This window comes from Echinicola arenosa (assembly GCF_014841125.1).
Lineage (GTDB): Bacteria > Bacteroidota > Bacteroidia > Cytophagales > Cyclobacteriaceae > Echinicola > Echinicola arenosa.
The window spans coordinates 791,863-818,170 of sequence record NZ_JACYTQ010000002.1 but is presented as its reverse complement, the minus strand read 5'-3'; the positions used below and the strand labels follow the sequence as shown (position 1 = coordinate 818,170).

Below are 26,308 nucleotides of genomic sequence, written 5' to 3'. Positions count from 1 at the left end.
AGGGTTTTTTTGTTTTTATTCCAGTAAACCCTATCTACTTAGTTGGTAATTTGTGTGGTTTTCTTTCTGGATAATAAAAAATAGCACAATGAATGGTATTCATTCTTGGCCTTCCACGGTGGTAAATTGATTAAGTACTTGTTGGAATGTCGCTATTTTTCTAAGCGTTTTTTTATTTAAGCTTGATTTATCCAATGGTGCTTTTTCGAGCGGATCCCTATCGAGATTATAAATGCTTCCATTTTCATAAAGTTTCCACTTTTGATCATGGACAAATACGCTTTTTTCAAAGTTTCCCCAATTCGGGTCATAATAACAATATACCCATTGTCTTTCCTGAGCCTTTTGATTGAGAAGTTGCGGGTAAAAACTTATACCATCTGTAAATGGTCTTTCACTCTTTTTATAACCTGACACATCCAGTAGTGTGGGGACGAAGTCAGTAAAGTCAATAAGGTTCTGGTTAACCTGACCTGCTTTGATTTTATCCTTCCAATAGGCAATCATGGGCACATGGGTACCTGCCAGTGTAGTGTGTCCTTTGTCGCCTGCGACTTCTAAACCGTTTTGTACAGAAGTCACATCATGATCTGTTCCATTATCACCAATAAAAATGACCAAGGTGTTTTCTGCATTTTGATTTACTGCGTTGATAATTTTTCCAACGAGTTTGTCCATGTAGTGAACCATCTCCTTAAAATATTGTGGGTCATTGGTTTTACTTTTGGCATCAAAAGTAGAAAAGCTGGGATTGTCTGGTGTGGGAACAAAAGGGTCATGTGTTAGTGCCATAGGAAAGTAGACAAAAAACGGATTTTGGCGTTCTTCACCAATGAATTCAATAATTTGATCTACAAATATGTCCGGGCCAAATTCTCCTTCATATACTTTGTCTCCTTCAGGACTACTCAGTAGAGGATCTTTATATCTGCTTCCAAGCTGTTTGACTTGCCAGAGGCAATAATCCTCAAAACCTGCTTCTTCTGGCAGTGAGCCTTCTCTGTTTCCTGCCAGTTGTCTTTGGTGGTTATTCCCATATAGTTGCCATTTGCCGGCAGTAAAATTATCATAGCCTGCTTCTTTAAGGTAATGACCAAAAGTCTGTTCATTGGGGTCCAATAAGCCAAAACCAATGTAGTTTCGGATATTATACTTTCCTGTCATGAGTTGCACCCGACTGGGCGTACAAAGGGGCATGGAGTAGCATTGGGTAAAGTTCATTCCCTGTTTTGCCATCATGTCTAGGTGAGGAGTCTCATAACTGTCGCTACCATTAATTCCAAGGGTTTCAAAGCCTAAGTCATCAGCCATAATCAGGATGATATTTGGTCTTCTATTATTAGAAGCTTGAAACGCTTGGCTCTTTAGAGTAAAGCAAAGAAATAGTAACAGCAGTAATTTTTTCATTGGAAGGATAATTGATGGTTTTATAATTTTAAGATATAATGGTTGAGCTTCTTTCTTTTGCTCTAGGTATTATGTGTTTATTTTGGATTTACAGGTTCTACCGTTATAATTGATTCATTTTCTTTTCCATATTGCCAATAGACCCAAGGCTGGGCCAATTGCTAAGAAAATGAAAATATAGGATGGATAGAATGCATTGTGAAGGAAATTGAGGAGCTGAATACTGAAAATGGTAATGGCGAAGCCTAGACAATTGACAATAGTAAGGGCAGTGCCTTTGTTTGTAGAAGGTGCATTTTGGGCAACGAGGCTCGAGAAAAGTGGTGAATCTGCTACGACAGTGAATCCCCAAAAGATTAAAAACAGTAGGAATAGAACCGGAGATGGCTGAAAAAATGCTAACGGAGAAAATATACAGCAAAGTCCAGATGAACCTAATGCTATAGAGGCGATTTTTTTTGCTCCATGGTTTACAGAAAGGTAGCCGGCAGTCACACAACCTAAAGCCCCAATGCCAATGATAATAAATGACCATAAAGAAATTCCAAAAGAGGCGGAAAGGTGGGTGGTTTTATAAGCGGATAGGGTCACAGGAATAAATGCCCAAAAGGCATAAAGCTCCCACATATGTCCAAAGTAACCCATTGCTGCTGCTTTAAAATCAGTCTTTTTGAAAATATTGAATATAATACTAAAGTCTACTTTAGCGGAGGCTTGTCTGTTAGGTCCATCGGGGACGAAAATCCCTATCATCAAACCGCCAACAATAGCGAGGCCTGTGGTAAATAGGATTACATATACCCATGGAAATCCAAATGAAAAGGCTTTGAGAAGATGAGGAAAGGCTGTTCCCAAAACCAATGCCCCTACCAAAAACCCCAGTGATTTTCCTAGTCCTTTATCAAAATAATCCGAAGCGATTTTCATTCCTACTGGGTAAATCCCTGCCAAGCAAAACCCAGTTAAAAACCTAACTGCGATTAAACTGAACAGTGTATTGTTTGACCATAGAATTCCAAGGTTGAAAACTCCTCCCAAAAGTGCACAACTTAAGAAGACTTTCGATGGTGAAAACCTATCGGAGATATTGAAGAAAGCAAAAAGTAATGTTCCCAGAATAAAATCAAACTGTACAGCTGAGGTGAGGTGTGCGAGCGTTTCAGTTCCAAGGTTGAAATTGAGCAGTAAATCCTTCATTATGGCATTTCCTGCAAACCAAAGAGAGGTGCAGCAAAACTGGGCGATTACAATGAGAGGAAGAATACCTTTTCTTGTTGACATTTTTTACTTGCCTATGAAAAGTAAAGCTAAGCATTTCACTTAGTTTTTCTTCTTACTTGACTTGGCCTGTGGATTAAACTTTAGGCACTTGTCCACCCAATATTCCAGTTGTGGCTCAGTATCCACCACAGTACCATCAATAAAGACAAAACCTTTCATGCTTTTGCCAGTAAAGTTCATTTCCATACAGCCTGCTTGATGGAGAGCATCCTCATATTGTTCGGGCCCAACTCTCGCCATGATCCTGTCTTCATGAACGCCAATGCACATTTTTCCATTGACCATAAAGCAAAGTCCACCCATCATCTTCTTCGCTTCAAATGGTTGGCCGGCATGACTGAGCACATGTTCAATTCTATCTGCTAAAAAGGTATTATAAGCCATTTGATTACATTTTAAGTAGATTGTAATTTAAGCTTTTAATAGGCTTTAGTCAACTAATCTCAGGGATTATCAATAGACCCTATTGTGGAAATTATAGAATTCTAGAATGTTTTAAGTGTGTTTCTTAGCAGTTGATACTTGACATCATGGTGGGATAGGTAGTGGGCTTCCAGGTAATTGTCCTCTGGTTTGACAAAGAATAAGTTTTTAGCTTTTCTAGATCAAGCAGAAATTTGGGAAGAAAGGATTTTCTTCACTTTGTAATTTGAGCAGGTTGAAATATAAAGCTCTTATTTATCAAATCAGATGCTTCATTTCTAATAATCTAAGCCTTTTTTACTGTTTTCTACTGAAATCAGCCACTTGTTAATTTCTGTTTCCATTTGTGCCGCGATAAAGGGAAGCTGCTGAATGATATTTTCGGATTCTTTTGGGTCGTTTATCAAGTCATAAAGTTCCATTGGTTTTTGATGGTCATCTCTAATCAATTTATACTGTTCATTTACCCATGATATTCGTTGATTGTTTCGATAAATAAAGCCAATAGGCTTTGCCCTATTTTGTTCACTTCCCAAAAGAATAGGGTAGAAGCTTTCTCCATCAATGGGTCTTTTATTCGGATAGGGTATATCCAAAAGGTCCAATATAGTTGGTAGATAATCACTGGTTACAGCCGGAAAGTCTGTTCTGTTTCTTCCCTTGATATGACCTTTCCAAAGTACAAAGGCAGGTACCCGAACACCTCCTTCGTAAAGACTTCTTTTTTTTCCTCTAAAGGTTCCTGCACTTCCTGGAGTTTGTACTTCAGGTCCATTGTCACTGCAAAAGAAAATCAGGGTATTTTCTGCTAGTCCATGTTCTTCTAAATAATCCCAAAGTCTTCCGATCTGCTCATCCAAAGCTGTTATGGTTCCATAGTACAACTGTTTCTCAAAACTTAGATTAGCATAAAGTTCCCTATGTTGAACGTCAGATACAACAGGTAGGTGGGGAGTGTGAAACCATATGCTGGTAAAGAATGGATCATCATCTTTTATGGATTGATCTATAAAAGGCAAAACCCTATCCATGATCACTCTGGCATCATCTCCTTCTAGATTATCCTTAGCCATCTGTTCTTCTTCTATCCAATAAAAGGTGCCATAGGCTTTGGATGGCTTATCTTTATCAATAGCCTTCCAACCGTAGCGTAGACTCTCTCCATCCTCAAACTTCTCAGGAACTTTAAGCGGATCATAAGTGGCTACTTTGGATTCAGAACAGAAATAGGTGTCGTACCCATGCATACTGGGCAAACTATAGTGAGTTTCTTGTTCTGGCCTTCCACCTCTATTGCCATCTTTGGTTTCTTTTGTCAGGGTTCCCAAATGCCATTTCCCAAAATGCCCTGTTGCATATCCATTATCTTTGAGCAACTCAGGAAGAGTGATTTCTTCAGGTTTCATATGTCCTTGATTGGCGTCAGCAATGCCAATTCGAACTGGATTTCTTCCGGTAATGTAACTCGCACGGGTCGGAGAGCATACGGGGCCAGCGCTGTAAAAGCGATTAAAAATCATACCCATGGAAGCTAATTTATCCATGTTTGGGGTTTTGATCACTTCATTTCCATTAAATCCTACATCCATCCAGCCCTGATCATCTGTCATGATCATAACGATGTTGGGCGTTTGGGAATAACAGAATAAAGAAATAAACAACGGGATGACTGTCAGAAGATTACTTTTTGCCCAGCACATGTTTGTATTAAGACTTTAATATTCAATGATCTTATCGATAATCAATTGTTTGGCTGCCTCACCATCTTTCAATTTATACTGTATTTGCCTCATCTGGTCTGTTCCAGCTATAGGGTAACGGCGTACTAAAGTACTTTCTACCACGGCAAATTCATCCTGACCTTCATAACTGTCACTCGCTTCAGGGTTAGTTTGGATGTCTGGCATATTGATCATACTCAATGATTTTCCAGTGTTCACTGAATATCCCACCAGATGTCCAAAGCCTTTATCATCTTTGGTGTAAATAAAGATTTCGGCTTGGTTATCAATGTCCAAATCTCCAAGTTCCGCATTGATCACTTCTCCTTTCAGAGCCTGTTTGTAGGGGCCTTTATCAATCTCTAGGGTAGGGGATTCTATTGTTAGTTGATTTTCCTTAACACTAAGGAAAAATATTTGATCGCCCATATAGAGCGTTTTCGCATATTGTGTTGGGTCAATTTGTTTATGGTCTAGCTCACCTTCTATTTTGGAATAAGTGCCTCCAATACTTGCTCCTCCAGAACAAAAAAAGTAGAGTATTCCATCATCAGCTTCGTTTTCTGTTTTGATGGTTAGCTGGTTATTTTCAAAATTAAAGAGAATGGCCTTATCATCCTCAAAGGCTTTTAATTGGTTTTCACTGATGACGGTTGCATTTACATCAAGAGTACAGGTCGGTTTTTTCTTATCAGCTCTGGATCTGATAGACACGCGCATGGTATGAGCGTTTATTTTCCCGATGCTAATGGCCACCCAATCAAAGCCTTCCTCACGCTTGGCATAGCTATCGTCCACATAGTTGCCTTGGAGGGATAGGTCAAACAAAGAGGCTTCATTTGTGGATCTTTTTTCATCTACTATCAGGTGTCCTTTTTGAGAAATGCTATCATCCTTTCCCCACATGAATTCCTCGCCTTTTATCCAAAAGAAATAGCCTTCCTGATTTTGGTATTTGGATCCGCTGGCAGCTTGGGCGGATTGAAGTTCATATTGTTGGCCGTTTGTCTCATCCAGCAGAACTAAGTGTTGGGAAGTGTCGTTTTTTAAAAAAATTACAGAGTAATAATGTTCTTGATCATCAGCTAAATATCGATAGGTTTCTCCCTCTTCTACTTCTTGTAGCGAATCTGTATTTTTTTGGTCATCGGTAGATTTTGATTGGCAAGAAACAATAAAGCCAAAGATTAACAATAGTTTTAATAACAGTGTGTGGTTCATCATGATAAAGAAAAATAAATAAAAAACATAGGTGAGAGCCTGCTACTCTCACCTAACATGAATTATATGATTAAGTCTGGTTGTTTTCGTTAAAACTAACCATCCAATTAATGTCAAACTTGTCAGTAAACATACCAAAATAATCTCCCCAAAACGTATCCGCCATAGGCATGTTCACTTTTCCTCCTTTTGACAATTGGCTAAAATAACGATCAGCATCTTCTTTACTGTCTGCCGTGATGGAAATTGTTATGTTATTACCGATTATTGTTTTCGGAGCCCATTCTCCTCCTGTGTCACTGCCCATCAGAATGGTCTGTCCTATGGGTAAGCTAACATGCATTACTTTGTTTTTATCTTCTTCCGAAAGCGTGACCCCTTCTTGTGGAGGCATATCTGAGAATTTGCCCATAAAGCTAAATTCTCCACCAAAAACTGATTTGTAAAAGTTGAAGGCTTCTTCACAATTACCCAAGAAAGTGAGGTAAGGATTGACTGCTGCCATCTTTGATTTGGTTATGGGTTGAAAATATTATGAAACATGCTACTAATTTAACTTTTCACCATGTTAATCACTAAATAATTTTGTTTAATCTAACGGAATTAACCTTATAAGCTTTGTGATATTGAACCTTCGGAGGTCAAACTAAGTTGGAAAAAAAGCAAATGGATGGAAAAGGAATGAAGTGTCTTTATCTACCTTTGCGGAGAGATAACTTGTAACTAAACAAAACTTTGAATTTCTTTTATGGAAAAGCCTGTTTTTAATATTGAAGAAGTAAATAAAATTATCCGAAACCGAAGATCCATGTTTGTGGCACAGTTTAAAGAAAATGACCCAATAGAGGACTCCATCATAGAGGAAATGCTGGAGAATGCCAATTGGGCACCGACACACAAACTGACAGAACCATGGAGATTTACTGTTTTTTCCGGTGAGGGACTTAAAGAATTGGCTAGGTTTCAGTCAGAGTTGTATAAAAAAAGGGCTGAGAGAAACGGCAATTTTAAAGCTCCTGTGTATGAAAAATTGCAGCAAAACCCATTGAAATGTTCTCATGTGATCGCAATAGCGATGAAAAGGGACCTCAGTTCAGGTCTGCCAGAAGTGGAAGAAGTTGCATCAGTTTCCATGGCAGTTCAAAATATGTACCTGACTGCAAGTGCACATGGTTTGGCGGCATATTGGGGAACAGGAGGAGTAACTTTTTATCCTGAAGCAAAGGAATATTTTGGTTTGGAAGAGGAGGATAAGCTGATGGGATTTTTCTTTGTGGCCAAGCCTAACTTGGATATTTGGCCGGCAGGCAGGAGAAAGCCTATTGCAGATAAAGTGAAATGGGTGAAATAAAAAAATCCGGGCTTCAACCCGGATTTTTTTATTTGTCTATTGAGCCCATGACCCTTTTCATAAAGGTGTTCATGGCTTCTTTTTTATCCATGCCTTCTTTGATCATGGTGTTTACTTCTAATGTTCCATAAAGATTGGAAAGCAGCTCACCCATTACTTCAAGTTCTTCATCTTTTAATGAAGCGATTTCTGTCATGTTTTCAAGAAGCTCAATGGTTTCATTTACCCAATCTTCATCATTTTCTTCTATAAAAGTAAGTACGTGCTTAATTATTGGCAATCTCATCGATCAATGCTTTTAAGTTGTCTTCTTTGTTGGTTTGAGTTTGGTTGACCAGTTGGCCATTTTTAAATGAAGCAAATGTAGGTAAATTGTTTACTTGTGCCAGCTTGCGGGATTCTGGAAGCTTTTCTGCATCTACATACAAAAATTTAACATCTTCATAATTGCCAGATAGACGTTTCATTTTAGGCTTCATAATGCGACAATTCCCGCACCAAGTAGCACCATATTGTACAATTACCTTGTCATGCTGGGTGATGATTTCCTGCAAATTGTCCTGATCTAATTCTTGTAACATATCTTTTTGTTTTAATGAATTCTGATTATTGAAACAAAAGTAGTGTCAATTAATTTCTAAATCCAATTGATAAATTCTATCGATGATAGAATGAATTAATAGATGCTTTCATTCACGAAGGGAATCAAGGCAAGTATAACAGCTTGTTCGTAATATTCCTGCCTGTTGACCAGGCTCTTGGTCAAGATACCTACGGCTCCATTTCCTTGTTTGGAGTTTTCACGATTGAAAACCTGGTCATCTGCATCACCAAGTTCCATGCCTCCTTTGATCAAATTGCTAATGGCTTTGGGCAAAAAGAAAGTGGAAGTTTTGGATTTTCCTGTATTCCCTTGTTGGTCTATGATGACAACCCACGCATAAGCGATCAGGTCTTCACCCATTTCATCAACTCCTCCTTCTATACCCACCCAGTAATCGGCCTCTGGAAAGGTGTTTTTAGCATTTTTTGCCCTATTGTAAGCTCCTCTGTAAGTTTCTGCATCACCAAAAGGCTGCTCACTGACTTCTGAGTTTACATTGAGTCCTTGGACCACAAAATGGTGCTCTTCAAATACTTTGTGAAAACTACTGTCAGTACAATTGATTTTTACGGGGTTTTGACTACCCACCACAACCAATAGCTGTCTTTCACGCTGTTGGATATTTTTTCTTTTAGGAAATGCCATTTACTTGGTGTTTAAAAATAAAAAAAGCCTTTGGTCTAGTCCAAAGGCTATAGGAATAAGCTTCCTTATGAAATATTATGAAAGACGTGGTTTACATCATCATCCTCTTCCATTCTTTCAATCATTTTATTGACTTCCTCTTCCTGTTCTTCAGTAAGGTCAACTGTTGTGGTCGGAAAACGTTGGAACTCGGCACTTGTCACCTCAATGTTTCTTTCTTCCAGCGCTTTTTGCATATTACCAAAGTCTTCAAATGCCGTATAGATAAAGATTTCCCCTTCGTTTTCATCAATATCATCCAAACCATAGTCAATTAGATCGAGTTCTAGTTCTTCCATGTCGTGATCATCTTGAGGAAACCTGAAAACAGCCTTATGATCAAACATAAAACTCACGGATCCTGAGGTCCCCAAAGATCCACCGCCTTTGGTAAAATAGTGACGTACGTTTGCTACAGTCCTATTGATATTATCCGTAGAAGCTTCCAAAAGTATGGCTACTCCGTGAGGTGCATAGCCTTCGTATACTACTTCTTCGTAGTTGCTTTGATCTTTATTGCTTGCTCTTTTAATGGCCGCTTCGATACGGTCTTTGGGCATAGCGGCACCTTTTGCGTTTTGCATTACCGTCCTAAGCTTAGGGTTGTTTTCCGGATCTGGACCACCCGCTTTTACAGCTATGACGATTTCTTTTCCCAGACGGGTAAAGACTTTGGACATTTTGCTCCAACGCTTGAATTTTCTCTCTTTTCTAAATTCGAATGCTCTTCCCATATTCTTTTACATTTCAGGATCGTAAAAATAATAAATCTTTTGAATTGGCTCATCATTCCTTGGCAAACAAGTGCTTTTGATTGCTAGGCTTTTTATATTTGTAAAGCCACTCAAAAATAACTTTCCCTAACTATTTTAACTAAAACCATACTAATTATGGACTTTGCCACATACCAACCCATTCCGAATCTTCCTGTATCAAACAGACCAAAAATGGTCATTTTAGGAGGCGGCTTTGCTGGACTTAAGTTGGCCCGTAAGATGATCAAGTCAGAGTATCAGGTGATTTTGTTGGATAAGAATAATTATCATCAATTTCAGCCTCTATTTTACCAAGTGGCTACAGCGGCTTTGGAGCCAAGTGCTATCTCTTTCCCATTGAGAAGGATTTTTCACAATACTCCGAATGTTACTTTTAGAATGGCAGAAGCTCAAGCAGTTGATCAAGAACAAAAGCGACTTTTTACCAACCAAGGGTATATTGACTACGATCATTTGGTGTTGGCGATGGGAGCAGATACCAATTATTTTGGGATGAAAAACATTATGGAGTACAGTACTCCTATGAAGACGGTTTCTGAGGCACTCTACATCCGTAACCGCATTATTTCCAATTATGAAAAAGCGATTAACATAGCTGATGTAGCAGCTAGAAAGGCTTTGATGAATGTGGTTATAGTAGGAGGTGGGCCGACTGGGGTGGAGCTGGCAGGAGCGATTGCCGAGCTGCGGAATAATGTATTCCCAAAAGATTACCCAGAGTTGAACTTCAAAAATATGCGGGTAGTCTTGGCAGAGGCTGGTCCAAAGCTCTTGGCAGGAATGTCCCAAGAAGCTAGTGAAAAAGCTGTGGTCTACTTGGATAATTTAGGTGTGGAAATCATGGTCAGTGCTGCTGTGGAGGATTATGATGGTTTGACGATTAAGATCAAGGATCATGAAAGCCTAGAAACCAGAACTTTGCTCTGGGCGGCAGGAGTAAAGCCAAACCATATCAAAGGTTTGAAAGAGGAACAAATGATTCCAAATGGTAGACTTAAAGTAAATCAATACAATCAGTTGTCTGGTGCTGAGAGCATTTATGTGGTCGGAGATCTCTGTGTTCAAACAGATGAAGATTATCCGAGAGGTCATCCTCAAGTGGCGCAAGTGGCCATCCAGCAAGCCGATAACCTGGCCAATAATTTTATAGCTTGGGCAGATAATAGGGAGCCCAAAGCGTTTAAATACAAAGATCTTGGATCGATGGCAACTGTTGGGAGAAAGCTTGCAGTGGTAGATTTGCCATTTATAAAATTCCAGGGTTTTACTGCCTGGATCACTTGGCTTTTTGTCCATTTGATGGCAATCGTGGGTGTCAAGAATAGGATTTTTATATTTCTGGATTGGGCTTGGAATTATTTGTCATTTGACCCAGCTCTTAGGTTACTAATTAGACCAAGATACGTGAAGCCTAAAGAACAAGATGAGTTGGTGGAAGAAAAACATGAATAATTGAAAAAAGTGTTGTGCGGTTCATGTGATTATATTGACGTTTTATTTCATCAAAACAACACTTGAACTGGTTTTCTGTTTAAAATGCTGCTAAGGTAGGTGTTGGGGATTCCTATTGCCTTACCTCCTTTAATAATGGTGTTGATATAATCCTTATGAGGGAATATTTTATCCACATTTTGGGAAGATCTAAATGTGAAAGCCCTGATTGTACCTTCTTTGGTGATGATATTTACCGGTATGAAGTCATAGTTTTTTTCTGAGGTTAAAAAGTGCTTTTTGTCTTTTTCATTGATTTGATAGAGCGCACCATAGACATTTTCATTAGCACTTTCAACAATATTTGCCCTTGCCGAACCGTCTGGATTAGGGTGGTTAAACCTAAAACCATATCCCGTTAATATTCCTATTCCTGTAAATTTTGGAGGATTAACCAACCGTCCCACCAATGTGGATTGGTCCAGATTGCTGGCATATCCGAAATAGTAAATTGAAGCCATAATTATTGAGGCAGAAATTATTTTTAGCTTTGGGTTAAACCTCGAATAGAGATTTTGGTCAAAGGAATATAATCAAAAAATTAATGACCATGAAAAAACTATTGTTTGTAATTGCCCTAATGGCTGTAACAGTTATTGTCGCTGAAGCGCAGCAAAGGAAACAACGTCCAGATGTTACACCGGAAAATATGGCCGAAAGAATGACCAATCGTATGGCTGAAGAGTTGGATTTGGATGAAAATCAAAAAAAGGCGGTTTATGAATTAAACCTAGAGAGTGTAAAGCAGCGAATGGAAGCTAGAGAACAGGCTAAGGAAGACCGTGATGAGATGAGAGAGAAAATGGAAGCTGACAGGAAAGAGCACGAAGAGAAGTTAGAGGCGATCCTGACACCTGAGCAAACTGAGAAATGGAAGGAGTTTCAAAAGGAAAGTAGGGAAAAAATGAGAGAAAGGGGGGCAAGAGGCCAGAGAAGAGGGGATGGATAAAACACCATTAATGATGGTGTTTAGTGAATATTTTTAGTGAAAAAAGCAAATAAGGTCAATTTTGATCTTCTTTTTTTATGCTTTGGCTATTGTTTTGCATACTAACTTTCAGAAAAACTGATTATAATTGAGTACCCAAATGTAACAAAGCACCATGAATGAACATGCGATAATAATTTTTCAAAAAAATCCTGAGCCGGGTAAAGTAAAGACTAAACTAGGCGAGGTAATTGGTAGTGAAAAGGCTGCAGAGGTTTATGAATACCTCTTGAAAAACACTCACGAAGTGGTTGAAAAGTATCCAGCGGATGTCTTTGTTTATTTCCAAGATGAGGTTGATAATAGGTTTCTGTTAAATGATCAATATCATCTTAGTCTACAAGGACAAGGCATATTAGGAGAAAAAATGGAACAGGCCTTTGCTGAGGTGCTTGGAAAAGGGTACCAGAAAGTGGTAATTATAGGATCTGATTGCTTAGAGTTGAATGCTGATATTTTGGATGAAGCATTTGAAGCGTTAAGTTATCAGGATTTAGTAGTAGGCCCAGCACAGGATGGAACTTTCTATTTGCTCGGGATGAAAGAGCTTTACAGCGAGTTATTCAGAGATAAAGATTGGGTAGATCAATCTGTTGTCAGTGAAATTTTAAGTGATGCCAAATCCTTAAAGTTAAATGTCCACAAAATGAAAATGTTATTTGATGTGGAGCAATATGAAGATCTAAAAAGTCTAAGAGGTTTGTTGAATATTCATTAAGGAAAATAAAAAAGCTCCCCGATTATCGGGGAGCTTTTCATCGAATTAACAAACTTGTTAAATAAACTAAACTACTGTTATTCACAGAATTCAGCATCTTCTACGTTCTCGAAAAAGGAGCGATCTTTTCTAGGTAAGTGGGATTTACCCATTAAATATTCATCAACTTTTACGGCGCATTCTCTACCTTCCGAAATAGCCCAAACCACTAGCGATTGCCCTCTTCGCATGTCACCAGCTAAGAAAACTTTGCCATTTGTACTTTGATACTCTTTCGATTTAGGTAATGTATTTTCCATGGTGTCTACCCCGAATGCATCTAGCAGGCCATTTTGTTTCGGACCAGTATAACCGATAGCCAATAGAGCCAAGTCACACGGTACTGTTCTTTCTGTACCTTCTATTTCGGAGAATTTCATTCTACCATTTTCTTCATTCCATTCAATATCCACCAAAGTAAGGCCGGTAACATTTCCGCTTTCATCTTTGGTGAACTCCTTGGTTAATACGGAGAAAACTCTTTCCACACCTTCTTCGTGAGAGCTGGACACTTTGAGTGTCATTGGCCATTCTGGCCAAGGGTTCAGCTGTGCACGCTTTTGAGGTGGCTTTGGCAATAGCTCCAACTGCATAACAGAGGCAGCTCCGTGTCTATTGGAAGTACCGATACAGTCACTTCCTGTATCACCCCCACCAATCACAATCACATGCTTTCCTTTTGCAGAAATAGGATTTTCTGAGTCTCTTTCACCACTTACTACTTTGTTTTGTTCACCAAGGAATTCCATGGCAAAGTGAACCCCATTGGCTTCGCGACCTTTAATTTTAAGATCTCTTGGCTCTTGGGCTCCAGTGGATAGTACCACTGCGTCAAAATTTTGAAGTATATGGTCTGCTTTAATGTTAAAACCGATTTCAGTGCCAGTAGAGAAGATAACTCCTTCTTCTTCCATAAGCTTTACTCTTCGGTCGATGACCCACTTTTCCATTTTAAAATCAGGAATACCATATCTCAAGAGACCTCCTACTTTTTGGTCTTTTTCGAATAGGGTCACTTCATGGCCAGCTTGGTTAAGCTGATCTGCTGCTGCTAGACCCGCTGGCCCAGCACCGATCACTGCTACCTTTTTGTCAGTTCTGCTTTCTGGTACATTTGGCTTTGCCAATCCCAGCTCATAGGCTTTTTCGGCAATGTTTTTCTCAATCAGCTCGATTGCAACAGGGTCTTTATTGATGCCTAACACGCAACTTGCTTCACATGGTGCTGGACAAATTCTACCTGTAAACTCAGGGAAGTTGTTGGTGCCTCGTAGAATATCGAAAGCTTCTCCCCATTCTTTACGATAAACGGCATCGTTAAATTCAGGAATTACATTCCCAAGCGGACATCCATTATGACAAAATGGAATACCACAGTCCATACACCTAGCAGCTTGATTGTTAAGTGTCTCTGGTTTTATTGGATGATGGATGTCTTTATAGTCACCAATCCTTTCTTTAGGATCTCTGTTTTCTTCTAGCTCTCTTTTATATTTAAGGAATCCGTCTTTCACTCCCATCTTACACTAAAGTTTTAGATTGTTCTTCTTCTTGTTTTAAAGCTCTTTGTTTAAGAACTGCTTTGTAATCTCTTGGCATTACTTTGATGAATTTCTCCTTCTCAGTATCCCAGTTCTCTAGGAATTGGGTTGCCAGACTACTGTTGGTGTACTTTTGGTGAAGTTCCAAGTCTTTCTTGATGATATTGAAATCTTCTTCTTCCAATGGGTCCAAATCCACCATTTCCTGGTTGATATGTTTCACATTTTCTTTGAAGATATAAGCGATACCACCACTCATACCTGCAGCGAAGTTTCTTCCAATTTCACCTAGGATGATCACTTGTCCACCGGTCATATATTCACAACCGTGATCTCCAATGCCCTCAACTACTGCTTTTACACCTGAGTTTCTTACGCAGAAACGTTCGCCACCCTTACCATTAATGTAAGCATGACCTGATGTTGCGCCATAGAAGGCCACATTACCAATGATGATGTTGTCCTGGGCTTTGAAATTTGCATTTCTACTTGGGTAGACCACCAGTTGGCCACCTGAAAGGCCTTTACCAAAGTAATCATTGGCTTCACCTTCCAATTCGAAAGTAACACCCTGGGTCAAGAACAAACCGAAACTTTGTCCGGCCGAACCTGTAAACTTATAGTGGATGGTGTCATCTGGTAATCCAGGACTTCCATAAATCTTGGAGATTTCATTGGAAAGCATGGCACCTACCGAACGATCAATATTTTTAATTTGGAAGTTGTCTTTTACCGCATTCGCTTGCTCAAGGGCAGGCAAGGCAGATTTGATCAATTTCCTATCCAGTACTTTTTTCAATTTAAAGTCCTGATCAATTTGCTTGTAAATACCTACATGCTCAGGAACTTCTACCATATGGAAGATCGGACTAAGGTCTAGCTTGTCCCACTTCCAGTGGTTAAGGTGTCCAGTGGACTTCAATACATTTGACTGACCAACCATCTCGTTTACAGTTCTAAAACCTAGGGAAGCCATGATCTCTCTAAGGTCTTCCGCCAAGAACTTGAAGAAATTAACGACATGGTCAGGGTTTCCAGTAAAGAGTTTTCTCAAGTCTGGATTCTGCGTGGCAATACCCACTGGACAAGTGTTCAAGTGACATTTTCTCATCATGATACAGCCTTCCACAACTAGGGCTGCTGTAGAGATTCCCCACTCCTCTGCACCGAGCATGGCAGCGATGGCCAAGTCTCGACCAGTTCTTACTTGACCGTCTGTTTGGAGGGTAACTCGGCTTCTAAGGTTGTTTTTAACCAAAGTTTGGTGAGCCTCAGCCAAGCCAAGTTCCCAAGGTAAACCTGCGTGTCTGATGGAACTCAATGGAGATGCCCCTGTTCCACCATCAGCACCTGAGATCAAGATCACATCGGATTGGGCCTTGGCCACACCAGCTGCTACCGTACCTACACCAGCCTGTGATACCAATTTTACATTAATGCGCGCTTTTCTATTGGCATTTTTAAGGTCATAGATCAACTGCGCCAAATCCTCAATGGAATAAATATCATGGTGAGGTGGGGGAGAAATCAGGCCTACTCCTGGCGTGGAGTGTCTTACTCTACCGATCCAATCATCCACTTTGTGACCGGGAAGTTGCCCGCCTTCACCTGGCTTGGCTCCCTGGGCCATTTTTATTTGTAGTTCTTCGGCGTTGGTAAGGTAGTTACTGGTCACACCAAATCTACCAGAGGCTACCTGCTTGATAGCCGATCTTTCCCAATCGCCATTTTCTTTTCTTTCAAAACGGATTTCATCTTCTCCACCCTCACCACTATTGGACTTTGCTCCTATGCGGTTCATGGCGATGGCCAATGTAGAGTGTGCTTCATGCGAAATAGATCCAAATGACATGGCACCTGTTGCAAAGCGCTTCATGATGCTTTCGGCTGATTCTACTTCTTCCAAAGGAACTGAGATCCTCTTTTTAAACTCAAATAAGCCTCTTATGGTCAAGGCATCTTTGGTTTGGTTGTTTATTTTTTCAGCAAACCTTTTGTATAAAGCATAGTCATTGTTCGCAGTGGATTTTTGAAGCAAATGGATGGTTTCTGGGTTGAAAAGGTGTTTTTCGCCTCTTCTTTTCCATTGATAAACCCCTCCAGTTTCCAATCTTGGGCCTTCAAAACCATAAGCAGCGTTATGTCTTACTAATACTTCCTCTGCTAATTCATCAAAGGAAACACCGCTGATTCTACTGATGGTGCCTTTGAAGCATCTTTCTATTACTTCAGGCCCTAAACCAACCGCTTCGAATATCTGAGCACTCTGGTAAGATTGAAGAGTACTGATTCCCATTTTTGAAAGGACTTTCAGCAAGCCTTTTCCTATAGCAGCTTGGTAGTTTTCGAACAACTCCTTCTGCTCAAAAACCTTTGAAAGTTGCTCAGTTTCATTTAAGTGAACGAGCGTTTCTAGGGCCAAATAAGGATTGATGGCACTAGCTCCATATCCGACAGCTGTCGCGAAATGATGCGTTTCTTTGATGTCTCCTGCTTCTGCAATCAAACCAGCTTTGGTTCTCATTTTCATGTTCACCAAGTGATGGTGTACACCGCCAATGGCCAACAGAGAAGGGATAGGAGCGACACCTTCATAGGTGTTTCTATCAGAGATGACCAAAACGTTATAGCCGTCATTGATTGCATCAACTGCTTCTTGACATAGCTTATCCAAAGCTTCTAGCATTCTACCAGGCTGATGATCAGCCTTGAAGTGTGCATAAAGGGTTTTTGATCTATATCCTTTATTTTCAAGATTCCTGATCTTTTCGAGATCTTCGTTCAGCAAGACAGGTTGCGAAATGTGAATTTGTCTTGTGTGCTGAGGGCTTTCTTCCAAGATATTGTAACCTTCACCGATTCTAGTGAAAAGAGACATTACCAATCTCTCTCTAATCGGATCAATCGGAGGATTACTTACTTGAGCAAATAGTTGCTTGAAATAATTGGAAATATGCTGACTTTGTTTGGATAGTACTGCAGGTGGTGTATCCGCACCCATAGAACCAAGTGGTTCGTAAGCAGTGTCTCCCATAGGAGCCAAAATAGTATGTACATCTTCGGTTGTAAACCCGAAGACAGTTTGTCTTTGTTTAATGTTTTGGGTATTGTAAGGCTGGGAAAGCACCTTAGGAGCAGGCATTAGTCTTAGCTTCAACCTTTCTTTTCTTACCCAGGTGTCATATGGTTTATTTTCACAAACTTCAGCTTTCACTTCTTCGTCGAACAATACTTTGCCCTTTTCAAGGTCAGCCATGATCATTCTGCCTGGGCTGATTCTTCCTTTTTCTGTGACGGTGGCTTCCCTAATTGGCAAAGCTCCAGCTTCAGATGAAAGGATTAGTCTGTCGTCATTGGTAGTAAAGTACCTCAAAGGTCTCAGACCATTTCGATCCAAGGTGGCACCAAGTGATTTACCATCTGTAAATAGCAAAGCTGCTGGACCATCCCACGGCTCCATCAAAGCTGCATGGAACTTATAGAAAGCCTTTTTGGACTTGTTCATGGACTTATTGTCTTGCCAAGCTTCTGGCACCAACATCATCATCACATGTGGCAAAGATCTTCCGCTTAGAGTAAGCAATTCCACCATGGCATCCAGGTTCGCTGAATCTGAATAGGTAGAATTGGTCACAGGCATTAGTTTATCAAGCTCTTCCTCGGTGAAGAGTTCTGATTTCATCAGGGATTCCTTGGATCTCATCTTGTTCAGGTTACCTCTGATGGTGTTGATCTCACCATTGTGGGATAGGTATCTGAAAGGCTGAGCTAATCTCCAGTTCGGGAAGGTGTTTGTTGAGAATCGAGAGTGTACTACTGCCAAGGCAGAAGTTATTTTATTGTTTTGTAGGTCTTTATAGAAAGCTAGCACCTGATCGGTTCTCAACTGCCCCTTGTATATAAGGGTGTTCGAGCTGAAACTGGCAAAGTAAAATGACATATTGACCCCTGGGATTGTGGAGTTGATCACTTTGGTTGCATAGTTTCTTAGAACATAGAGCTTTCTTTCAAGTTCCTTGCCCACTAATCCGTCTTTATGCTTAACGAAGAGTTGCTCGATATTAGGCATTACCTCCAAAGCACCTGACCCGGGTACGGTCTCGTCCACAGGTACTTCTCTATAACCAATAAGCTCAAAATCCATTTCTTCAAGGATTTTGTTGAGCAGTGTTTTTGATTTTTTATGTAGTTGCTTGTTTTTCGGAAAAAATGTCATGCCAACCCCATAACTGCCTTCTTCCGGTAGTTCAAAGCCAGCACGGTGAGTCACCTCCTTCAGAAAATCATGTGGTACCTGAATCAAAATACCCGCTCCATCACCGGTTTTAGGATCACTGCCTCTCCCTCCTCTATGCTCCATATTGCTCAGCATAAAGAGCGCATCGCTTATCGTCTCATGGCTTTTGTTGCCCTTCACATTGACCACTCCGCCAATCCCACAGGCGTCATGCTCAAACTGTGAATGGTATAATCCTTCATTCATAGTTAGTGTTATTTAAATAGGTTTGTAAATTCGATTGAATAAATTACAAAGAATTTTTCTTTTTTTAAAATCTCGGCAACAAAAGAACGAAAAAAATACATTAATAACCAAATTGCCCTATGATTTTTACAATTATTAAAATAGAAATGGAGGGTTCCTAAAAGTTGCCATATTGCAATTTTATGTTCAAATCATTGAAAGTGATTAATATTTTAGCCTGTTTTTTTGAAAAGGATGTAAAATAACTTAAAACAGGTTCAAAAAATGAAATTTCCATTATTTTTCCATGAAATTGAAATTTTTTCAATGAATCATGCTCGATTGATGGTTGCAAAGAAATTATCGCTGAAAATATAAAGGAAACTGAATTATCTTGAATATAATCCGAATGGCAGTTTTTTGGTTGGCAAAAGCCTTGATTTTTAGTTGGCTTTAATCTTCGTTATGTGCCACATCCCCAGCTTCTTGAGAGTGGAGTTTTACCTTTACTTTTTTGATCCTACGAGCATCCACGGCCAGGATGGTAAAGGTGAATTTATCAAACTGGATTTTAGACCCGTTTTTAGGTAATTTGGCATTGATCTCCAGAAGCAATCCTCCCAAAGATTCACTGTCTCCCTTTACCTCATCAAAAGACTGGGGATCCAATTCCAACCTTTTACAAAAGTCATTTAAGGAAACTTTTCCTTCAAAGACATAGGTACTGTCATCGATTTGCTTAAAAAGCGATTCTTCACTGTCGTCAAATTCATCATTGATTTCCCCAATGATTTCTTCGATCAAATCTTCTAAAGTCACCAATCCGGATGTTCCTCCATACTCATCCACGACGACGGCCATATGTACCCTTTTGTTTTGGAAGTCCTTGAGCAAGGCATCAATTTTTTTGTTTTCTGGAACAAAAAATCCTTTTCTAGTCAAGGTTTGCCATTGGAAATCTTCATCTTTTTCAATATGAGAAAGCAGGTCTTTGATGTACAGTATCCCTTCAATATTATCAATGGTTTCTCTATAAACTGGGATTCTGGAATAGCCGCTTTTGTTGATTTTATCCATTAGTTCATGGAAGTCCATTTCCGCATCGACTGCCGTGATATCCATCCTGGAGCACATGACCTGTTTCACGGACAAAGTTCCAAAATTTACAATGCCTTTAAAGATGTCTTTTTCTCCTTCTGTGGTGTGTTCAGCTGTGATTTCTAAGGCTTGATGAAGTTCATTAACCGAGAGCGTATAGCCTTTTCTTTCTATTCTTCTTTCAATGATATTACTGATGGCCATCAGGAAGGAAGAAAGTGGTGCTAAAGCGATGGAGAAGAAATTAAGACTTTTGGCCATAAGCTTGGAAAAGCTGATTCTGGCATTGTTGGCATATACTTTTGGAACAATTTCGCCAAAAAAGACAATGGCAAAGGTGATCCCAACGGTTTGAATCAGGATAACCATAAGGCCGGTAGCGTTGGCTCCAAAGAGTGTCAAGGTAAAGAACGTGGTCAAAGTCACTATGCCGATGTTGATCATGTTGTTCAGGATCAAAATCGTACTGAGTAGTTTTTGAGGTGCTTCGATCAGTTTGATCACCAAGCTGGAAGTTTCATCTGTTTCAGTGCTAAGCAGGCTTAAATCATCATGAGATAGCGAAAAGTAAGCCACTTCTGAGCCGGAAATAAGAGCAGAGGCCAAAAGCAGTGCTAGAAAAATAAGACTATTAAGAATGATATAGCCGGCCGAAACCTGGTTGATTTCAGCCAGCAACAAAATACTCGGGTATGGATCGTCCATTAAGTGATTCAAATATTGTTCTGCAAAATTAATGATTTATCCATTACAATTCTTAAAATGACCCAATTAGAATGGTAAGTCATCATCACCCTCTTCGATATTTCCTCCTGATGAAGGCATGGATGCGGGTTGAGGGTTGCCAGCGTTAGGTTGGCTCATGGTATTGGGATTGCTGCTTCCTCCAGCGCCCATTTCACTGTTTTTGGAGCCAAGCATGGTGAAGCTCAGTACACGGATTTTTGTTCTTTTCCTGTTGTTTCCCTGCTCATCTTGCCAAGTGTCGGATTTGATCTTTCCTTCTACGAAGATTTGGCTGCCTTTTCGCAAATATTGTTCCGCTACTTTTGCTTGCCCGTCCCACAATTCCAGGTCATGCCATTCAGTATTTTCTACACGGTTTCCGTTGCGGTCTTTGTATGCTTCTGTAGTTGCTAGTGTCAGGTTGGCTACTACGCTACCACTTTCCAAATGCCTCACTTCAGGGTCTTTACCTAGATTGCCAACTAATATTACTTTATTTACACCGGCCATAGTTTAAGTTGATTTATAGAATTTTGTTAAAAAGCGTACTTTTAAATTTAAGGATTATTTTTTATCGTTCAAATAACGAACAATCAGTTTTGGCTTACCCAAAGCTTCCAATTCTGCTTCAGTACAGCAGAGAAAATCATTGTCTTTGGCCCATTTTTCCAAGGCTGATTGATGATCTTTATCTATGTTGAACGAGACAAAGTTTGAAAAAATTTTTTGATGGGTCAGTATATGTTTATAAGTCTTTTCCTTTTCGAAGTTTATGCTCGGCTTAAATGCTTGAAGTTCATGAAACAAATTTGATGCCTCAGGGTCCATCTTTTCAGGAGAGGAAAATTCCACTAAAGGAAAATCTGTTAGGCCTTGCCAAATGTCTTTGGGGCCTCGAGTTTTGGCTATTGTTAGTTCGCCGCAGGTAATGTCATGGTAAAGAAATGCGCGTGTTTTGACTTTTATTTTCTTTTCTTTAACTGGTAGGGAGCTTACCATTTGATGTTTGGCCGCAAAGCATCCATCCAATAAGGGGCAATTGTCACAGTCAGGTTTTTTTGGGGTGCATTGCAAAGCACCAAATTCCATGATAGCCTGGTTATATTCATCTGGGTGTTCTTTTGGGATTAGCTTATTGGCGAGTTCTTGGAATTCCTTTTTGCCTTGTGAGCTGCTAATATCTGTTTCGATACCGAAGTACCGACTTAGGACACGGAATACATTGCCATCCACTACGGCGACTTTTTCTTTGAAGGCAAAGGAAGCAATGGCTGCGGCGGTATACTGTCCCACACCTTTGAGTTTTAGAAGACTTTTGTAATCGGAGGGGAATTGTCCTCTATATTCATTGACCACTTGTTTGGCACATTCATGAAGGTTTCTGGCCCTGCTATAGTAGCCTAATCCTTGCCAAAGGCGCATGATTTCTTCAGTTGGTGCTTTCGCGAGGTCCTGAACAGAGGGATAATAAGAGACAAATTTCTCAAAATAGGGTAGTCCTTGGGCGACTCTGGTTTGCTGAAGAATAATTTCTGACAACCAAATGATGTATGGGTTTTGGGTGTTTCTCCACGGCAGATCCCTTTTATTTTGTGGGTACCAAAGGAGAAGCTGGGAGGCAAAAACGTTGAAATTCAAAACTTTTGAAATTTTATCTGTAAACTTTTCGTTGAACAAAAGACGCTAATTTTCTTTATTTTGTTTTTATATTGAAAAGCATCATTTAAATTTGCAGTCCCAAAATTAGTTGGTTAATAGATTGTTAAGCAATTTAATCAAATTAAAATTTAAATACAGTGACTAAAGCAGAGGTAATTACCAAGATTTCGGACAAGACAGGAATTCAGAAGGATGATGTAACTCAGACTATTGAGGCATTCTTCAAAGTAGTAAAAGATTCCATGTCAGAGGGAGAGAATATTTATGTGAGGGGATTCGGTAGCTTCATTAACAAGAAGCGCGCTAAGAAAATCGCCAGAAACATTTCTAAAAATACTGCTATCGTTATCGATGAGCATTATGTTCCGGCTTTTAAGCCATCTAAAGTCTTCATCGACAAGATTAAAAACAGCAAAAAAGTAAAGGAAGTAACTCTTCAGGACTAATCGGAGAGATCTACTGTCTATGAAAAAGTCGCAAATCATCCTGGTCGTTGTAGTCTTCGTCGCTGCGGCAGCTCTTTATTCGCTACCAAGAGTAGTAGTGGACAATGCAGACGATGGTGAAGCCCTCGAGCAGGAAGATATGGCGTCTGCTGACTCAGTGGCTCAAGCACACAGTACCAGTATTCCGGATTCAGAGCGGGGCACGGTAAGTACCTTGATAACCAATTTAGAAAAAGCTGAAAGTAAAGAAAAAATTACTATCTTTGCAGATTCAATTGCCTCTTTCTATGTGAGTTCCGGGATGTATGACAGTGCAGCCTACTATTTGGGTCAAAGTGCTGACAGGTATCCAGACATGGAATCCCTTGAGAAAGCAGGTAATGCTTTTTATGAAGCATTTGGTTTTGCGATGGACGAGGATAAGGTTGCTCATCTTGCCGGACAAACCAGGGATTATTTGAACAGGGTGCTTGAAAAGCAACCGGATCGACTTGATCTCAAAACTAAGGTAGCGATGACGCATGTGTCATCTACCAACCCTATGCAGGGTATTATGATGCTTAGGGAGGTACTCGAAGAAGATCCTCAAAACGAGCAGGCTTTGTTTAATATGGGAATCCTGTCCATGCAGTCAGGCCAGTACAAACGAGCGGTTGAACGTTTTGAAGAGCTTATCGGCTATCACCCAGAGAACATTCAAGGTCAGTTTTACCTCGGGGTGAGCTACTTTGAAGCGAAGCAGAAAAATAAAGCTAAAAAACAGCTCCAGCTGGTAAAAGACATGACAGATGATCCCATGATTATCTCGAGTGTGGACAATTATCTGGGGCAACTATAAAAGTATTGTTAAACTTAAATCCATAAGATTATGCCTTGCGGTAAAAAAAGAAAAAGACATAAGATTGCTACGCACAAGCGTAAGAAAAGACTTAGAAAAAACAGACATAAGAAGAAGTAATACACTTCTTCTTTTTGAGTTTTTACACAAAACAACGTTCATTAACATAAAAAAGGAGACACGATTTGAGTACGGAATTAGTAATTGATTCTGCTCAAAACAGTAGTCGAATAGCCCTTTTAAAAAACAAGGGACTGGTAGAACTTCATTCAGATGAAGACAACAACCAGTTTAAAGTAGGGGATATGTACCTTGGTACGGTTCGTAAAATTGTCAATGGGCTGAATGCGGCCTTTATTGATGTAGGTTACGAAAAAGATGCTTTTTTGCATTACCAAGATCTTGGACCGAAAGTGAAAAGCTTGGTGAAATACACTAAGCATATTAGAAACAATCATTCGGACCATCCCACTCTTAAAGGGTTTGAACTAGAACCTGAGATAGAAAAGCTGGGGAAAATTTCCCAAGTCCTTTCTAAAACCAATCAAATTTTAGTTCAGGTTGTAAAGGAGCCGATCTCAACGAAAGGCCCGCGACTATCCTGTGAGCTCTCCCTAGCCGGTCGCTATTTGGTGCTGGTTCCTTTTTCCAATTCAGTCAATGTATCCAAAAAGATCAGGAAGGCTGAAGAAAGAAGGAGGCTTGCCAGGCTCATCACTTCGATCAAGCCAGCCAATTTTGGTGTAATTATCAGAACAGTAGCTGAGGGCCAGTCCGTAACGGAACTGGACAAAGACCTTAGAAACTTGGTAACTACCTGGGAGGATGGCATGAAGAAGCTGATGAAAGCCAAGAGCAAAGACAAGGTGATAGGAGAAATGAGTATGGCCAGCTCTATTATCAGAGACCTACTCAACGAATCATTCGATGCAATCACGGTAGAGGATGAATTAATCTATGATCAGATCAGATCTTATATAAGGTCGATTGCCCCTGAAAAGGAAAAAATTGTTAAGCTTTACAACGGAAAAGCTAAGCTCTTTGAAAGTTTTGGAATTGAAAAGCAAATCAAGAGTCTGTTTGGACAATCGGTAAGCCTGCCTCATGGCGGATATCTCATTATTGAGCATACCGAGGCACTGCACGTTATAGACGTAAACAGTGGAAACAAGTCCAACCAAGAAAGTGACCAGGAAACAACAGCATTAAAAACTAACCTGGTTGCCGTTAAAGAAATTGCCAGACAGCTTCGCCTCCGAGATATGGGCGGAATCATCGTCATTGACTTCATAGACATGAAAAAGGCCGAAAATAAAAGGGCAGTCTATGATGCTATGAAAGCTGAAATGAAGGAGGATAGGTCCAAAAACACCGTCCTGCCATTGACCAAGTTTGGGTTGATGCAGATCACCAGGCAAAGAGTAAGACCTGAAGTGAATATTGTGACCAAAGAAACTTGTCCTTCATGTAATGGGACAGGAAAGATCCAAGCCTCAATTTTGGTGGCTGATAAGCTGGAAAGAGACCTTGAGTATACTGCGGTTCACCAGAACTTACCCAAGATTAAAATTGGGTTGCACCCTTACCTTCATGCATACTTTACCCATGGCATGATTTCAAAAAGGGTTAAATGGTTTTTTAAATATTTCAAATGGGTAAAACTGATCAAAGATTCTTCATTACCAGTGACGGAGTATAAATTCCTGGATGAAACAGGAGAAGAAATAGAACTTATAGTAAAAGACGGAGCCGAATAAGCTCCGTTTTTTTTATGTCTGACCTATCTTTTTTAGTCCCAGATAGTAAGTTGAAATTGTTTATAAAATATTAATTTCCACTCATTGTTTTCGTTTTTCTGAAATAGGTAAGCGCTTGTTTAGTAAGTGTTTCTACAAAAGATCAATGTCAAGTAAAATGATCTGTTAAAAATTCACGCAAATAGATGTTTTTACAATTTTGCTCAATTCCTTTCTGCAATTATTTTGATTCCTTTAAGTGTTAGGTTACGATCAATATAGTCAAATGTATCTTTTAGATTGGTTAAAATTTCAGAAAGGCCACCAGTAGCAATAATGGTAAAATCCATGGAGAGCTCTTGTTGGATGGTTTGTAGCATCCCTTTCACCAATCCAGAGTAGCCATAAAGTATACCTGCTTGAATGGAATGGATGGTATTTTTCCCAATGGCAGATGTAGGTAGTTCCAGCTTGACCTCAGGAAGTTTAGAAGTATTTCTAAATAGAGATTTTAATGCCGTTTTAAGGCCAGGAACTATGTTTACTCCTATAATTTCTCCTTTATCACTGATTACGGTAAAAGTCAGCGCAGTTCCAAAATCTACAATAATACATGCGGAACGATGGGCTTCAAATGCAGCCACAGCATTGGCCATAAGGTCCGTGCCCATTTCTGCAGGCCTTGTTGTGAGGATATTTACAGATGAATAGCTGTGTTCATTAATGAAGTGGGGAGTAATGTTAAAAAAGGATTCTGAAAGGCTGATCAAGGTACGGTTGATTTCAGGAACTACAGAGCTAATGCCGATTTGTTTGACCTGAATAGGTTTGAGTCCCATCTCTAGAAAGAAAAGCTGTAGGTCTTTGGCCAATTTGTTTACACTGACCTCTCTTTTTGTTTCTACTCTGTGCTCATATTTCCAAGTTTGGCTACCATTGTCATAGAAGCCAAAAACAATATTTGAATTACCGGCATCGATAGAGAGAAACATAGTGTGGAGTTTTATATTCAAAATCACAGAACCTGTATAAATCTAGCATCTTGATGGAGTAAAATGAAGCAAGAGCAACGTTCTTTTTTCAAATTTTTATAATTTC

The 26,308-nt window shown here is 39.7% G+C and carries 24 protein-coding genes; 7 read left to right on the top strand and 17 right to left on the bottom strand.

The genetic code is table 11. The features are described from left to right. Positions 1–99: 99 nt before the first annotated feature. The 6 genes from IFO69_RS08180 to IFO69_RS08155 form a co-directional block, all read right to left on the bottom strand. A complete protein-coding gene (locus IFO69_RS08180) occupies positions 100–1,407 on the bottom strand; it encodes a sulfatase-like hydrolase/transferase (RefSeq protein ID WP_192009573.1) in 1,308 nt (435 codons plus the stop codon). A 114-nt stretch (positions 1,408–1,521) separates the two neighbouring features. Then, a complete protein-coding gene (locus IFO69_RS08175; RefSeq protein WP_192009572.1) occupies positions 1,522–2,688 on the bottom strand; it encodes an MFS transporter in 1,167 nt (388 codons plus the stop codon). A 39-nt stretch (positions 2,689–2,727) separates the two neighbouring features. After that, positions 2,728–3,072 carry a TfoX/Sxy family protein gene (locus tag IFO69_RS08170; RefSeq protein WP_192009571.1) on the bottom strand — a complete coding sequence of 115 codons (345 nt, stop codon included), beginning with the start codon at positions 3,070–3,072 and terminating at the stop codon, positions 2,728–2,730. Between the two features lie 317 nt (positions 3,073–3,389). Next, positions 3,390–4,727 (bottom strand): sulfatase family protein, encoded by a 1,338-nt coding sequence (locus tag IFO69_RS08165; protein WP_225444047.1) that lies wholly within the window; start codon positions 4,725–4,727, stop codon positions 3,390–3,392. A 99-nt stretch (positions 4,728–4,826) separates the two neighbouring features. Continuing rightward, positions 4,827–6,056 (bottom strand): MliC family protein, encoded by a 1,230-nt coding sequence (locus IFO69_RS08160; protein WP_192009569.1) that lies wholly within the window; start codon positions 6,054–6,056, stop codon positions 4,827–4,829. 67 nt (positions 6,057–6,123) lie between these two features. Next, complete coding sequence (locus IFO69_RS08155; RefSeq protein WP_192009568.1) at positions 6,124–6,558, bottom strand: VOC family protein; 435 nt, start codon at positions 6,556–6,558, stop codon at positions 6,124–6,126. A 243-nt stretch (positions 6,559–6,801) separates the two neighbouring features. On the opposite strand from IFO69_RS08155, the gene IFO69_RS08150 reads away from it, so the two are divergent. Next, complete coding sequence (locus IFO69_RS08150) at positions 6,802–7,404, top strand: nitroreductase family protein (RefSeq protein WP_192009567.1); 603 nt, start codon at positions 6,802–6,804, stop codon at positions 7,402–7,404. 28 nt (positions 7,405–7,432) lie between these two features. Here IFO69_RS08150 and IFO69_RS08145 read toward each other — a convergent pair whose 3' ends face one another. From IFO69_RS08145 to IFO69_RS08130, 4 genes are all read right to left on the bottom strand, one after another. Then, positions 7,433–7,690 carry a DUF6952 family protein gene (locus IFO69_RS08145; RefSeq protein WP_192009566.1) on the bottom strand — a complete coding sequence of 86 codons (258 nt, stop codon included), beginning with the start codon at positions 7,688–7,690 and terminating at the stop codon, positions 7,433–7,435. Continuing rightward, positions 7,671–7,985, bottom strand: a complete 315-nt coding sequence (locus tag IFO69_RS08140) for a thioredoxin family protein (RefSeq protein ID WP_192009565.1) — start codon at positions 7,983–7,985, stop codon at positions 7,671–7,673. The genes IFO69_RS08145 and IFO69_RS08140 overlap by 20 nt, the downstream gene beginning before the upstream one ends. 95 nt (positions 7,986–8,080) lie before the next feature. Next, positions 8,081–8,653 carry an inosine/xanthosine triphosphatase gene (gene yjjX / locus IFO69_RS08135; protein WP_192009564.1) on the bottom strand — a complete coding sequence of 191 codons (573 nt, stop codon included), beginning with the start codon at positions 8,651–8,653 and terminating at the stop codon, positions 8,081–8,083. 65 nt (positions 8,654–8,718) lie between these two features. Then, entirely contained in the window at positions 8,719–9,426 is a 708-nt protein-coding gene (locus IFO69_RS08130) for a YebC/PmpR family DNA-binding transcriptional regulator (RefSeq protein WP_192009563.1), read from the bottom strand. Positions 9,427–9,582: 156 nt separating this feature from the next. Between IFO69_RS08130 and IFO69_RS08125 the strand changes: the two genes are divergently transcribed. Next, entirely contained in the window at positions 9,583–10,920 is a 1,338-nt protein-coding gene (locus IFO69_RS08125; protein ID WP_192009562.1) for an NAD(P)/FAD-dependent oxidoreductase, read from the top strand. Positions 10,921–10,970: 50 nt separating this feature from the next. On the opposite strand, the gene IFO69_RS08120 is transcribed toward IFO69_RS08125, so the two are convergent. Beyond that, the gene (locus tag IFO69_RS08120) at positions 10,971–11,420 is read right to left on the bottom strand and encodes a gamma-glutamylcyclotransferase family protein (RefSeq protein ID WP_192009561.1); all 450 of its coding nucleotides are present in this window, start codon (positions 11,418–11,420) and stop codon (positions 10,971–10,973) included. Between the two features lie 89 nt (positions 11,421–11,509). Here IFO69_RS08120 and IFO69_RS08115 point away from each other — a divergent pair, with 89 nt between their 5' ends. Next, the gene (locus IFO69_RS08115) at positions 11,510–11,908 is read left to right on the top strand and encodes a DUF4890 domain-containing protein (RefSeq protein ID WP_192009560.1); all 399 of its coding nucleotides are present in this window, start codon (positions 11,510–11,512) and stop codon (positions 11,906–11,908) included. A 154-nt stretch (positions 11,909–12,062) separates the two neighbouring features. Continuing rightward, the gene (locus IFO69_RS08110; protein WP_192009559.1) at positions 12,063–12,665 is read left to right on the top strand and encodes a TIGR04282 family arsenosugar biosynthesis glycosyltransferase; all 603 of its coding nucleotides are present in this window, start codon (positions 12,063–12,065) and stop codon (positions 12,663–12,665) included. Positions 12,666–12,742: 77 nt separating this feature from the next. Here the strand turns inward: IFO69_RS08110 and IFO69_RS08105 are convergent, their stop codons facing one another. From IFO69_RS08105 to mutY, 5 genes are all read right to left on the bottom strand, one after another. After that, positions 12,743–14,224, bottom strand: coding sequence for a glutamate synthase subunit beta (locus IFO69_RS08105; RefSeq protein WP_192009558.1), 1,482 nt, complete (start codon positions 14,222–14,224; stop codon positions 12,743–12,745). 1 nt (position 14,225) lies between these two features. Next, positions 14,226–18,728: a glutamate synthase large subunit gene (gene gltB, locus IFO69_RS08100; protein ID WP_192009557.1), complete on the bottom strand. Its 4,503-nt coding sequence runs from the start codon at positions 18,726–18,728 to the stop codon at positions 14,226–14,228. A 432-nt stretch (positions 18,729–19,160) separates the two neighbouring features. Then, a complete protein-coding gene (gene gldE, locus IFO69_RS08095) occupies positions 19,161–20,510 on the bottom strand; it encodes a gliding motility-associated protein GldE (RefSeq protein ID WP_192009556.1) in 1,350 nt (449 codons plus the stop codon). A 66-nt stretch (positions 20,511–20,576) separates the two neighbouring features. Further along, a complete protein-coding gene (locus tag IFO69_RS08090) occupies positions 20,577–21,041 on the bottom strand; it encodes a single-stranded DNA-binding protein (RefSeq protein ID WP_192009555.1) in 465 nt (154 codons plus the stop codon). Positions 21,042–21,095: 54 nt separating this feature from the next. Then, on the bottom strand, positions 21,096–22,169 hold the full coding sequence (mutY, locus tag IFO69_RS08085) for an A/G-specific adenine glycosylase (protein ID WP_192009554.1): 1,074 nt from the start codon (positions 22,167–22,169) through the stop codon (positions 21,096–21,098). 158 nt (positions 22,170–22,327) lie between these two features. Between mutY and IFO69_RS08080 the strand changes: the two genes are divergently transcribed. The 3 genes from IFO69_RS08080 to IFO69_RS08070 all read left to right on the top strand — a co-directional run bounded on the left by IFO69_RS08080 (position 22,328) and on the right by IFO69_RS08070 (position 25,231). Beyond that, entirely contained in the window at positions 22,328–22,636 is a 309-nt protein-coding gene (locus IFO69_RS08080) for an HU family DNA-binding protein (RefSeq protein WP_192009553.1), read from the top strand. A 19-nt stretch (positions 22,637–22,655) separates the two neighbouring features. Then, positions 22,656–23,474 (top strand): tetratricopeptide repeat protein, encoded by an 819-nt coding sequence (locus IFO69_RS08075; protein WP_192009552.1) that lies wholly within the window; start codon positions 22,656–22,658, stop codon positions 23,472–23,474. A gap of 185 nt (positions 23,475–23,659) precedes the next feature. Beyond that, positions 23,660–25,231 carry an Rne/Rng family ribonuclease gene (locus IFO69_RS08070; RefSeq protein ID WP_192009551.1) on the top strand — a complete coding sequence of 524 codons (1,572 nt, stop codon included), beginning with the start codon at positions 23,660–23,662 and terminating at the stop codon, positions 25,229–25,231. 203 nt (positions 25,232–25,434) lie between these two features. Here the strand turns inward: IFO69_RS08070 and IFO69_RS08065 are convergent, their stop codons facing one another. Next, on the bottom strand, positions 25,435–26,202 hold the full coding sequence (locus IFO69_RS08065; protein ID WP_192009550.1) for a type III pantothenate kinase: 768 nt from the start codon (positions 26,200–26,202) through the stop codon (positions 25,435–25,437). Between the last annotated feature and the right edge of the window lie 106 nt (positions 26,203–26,308).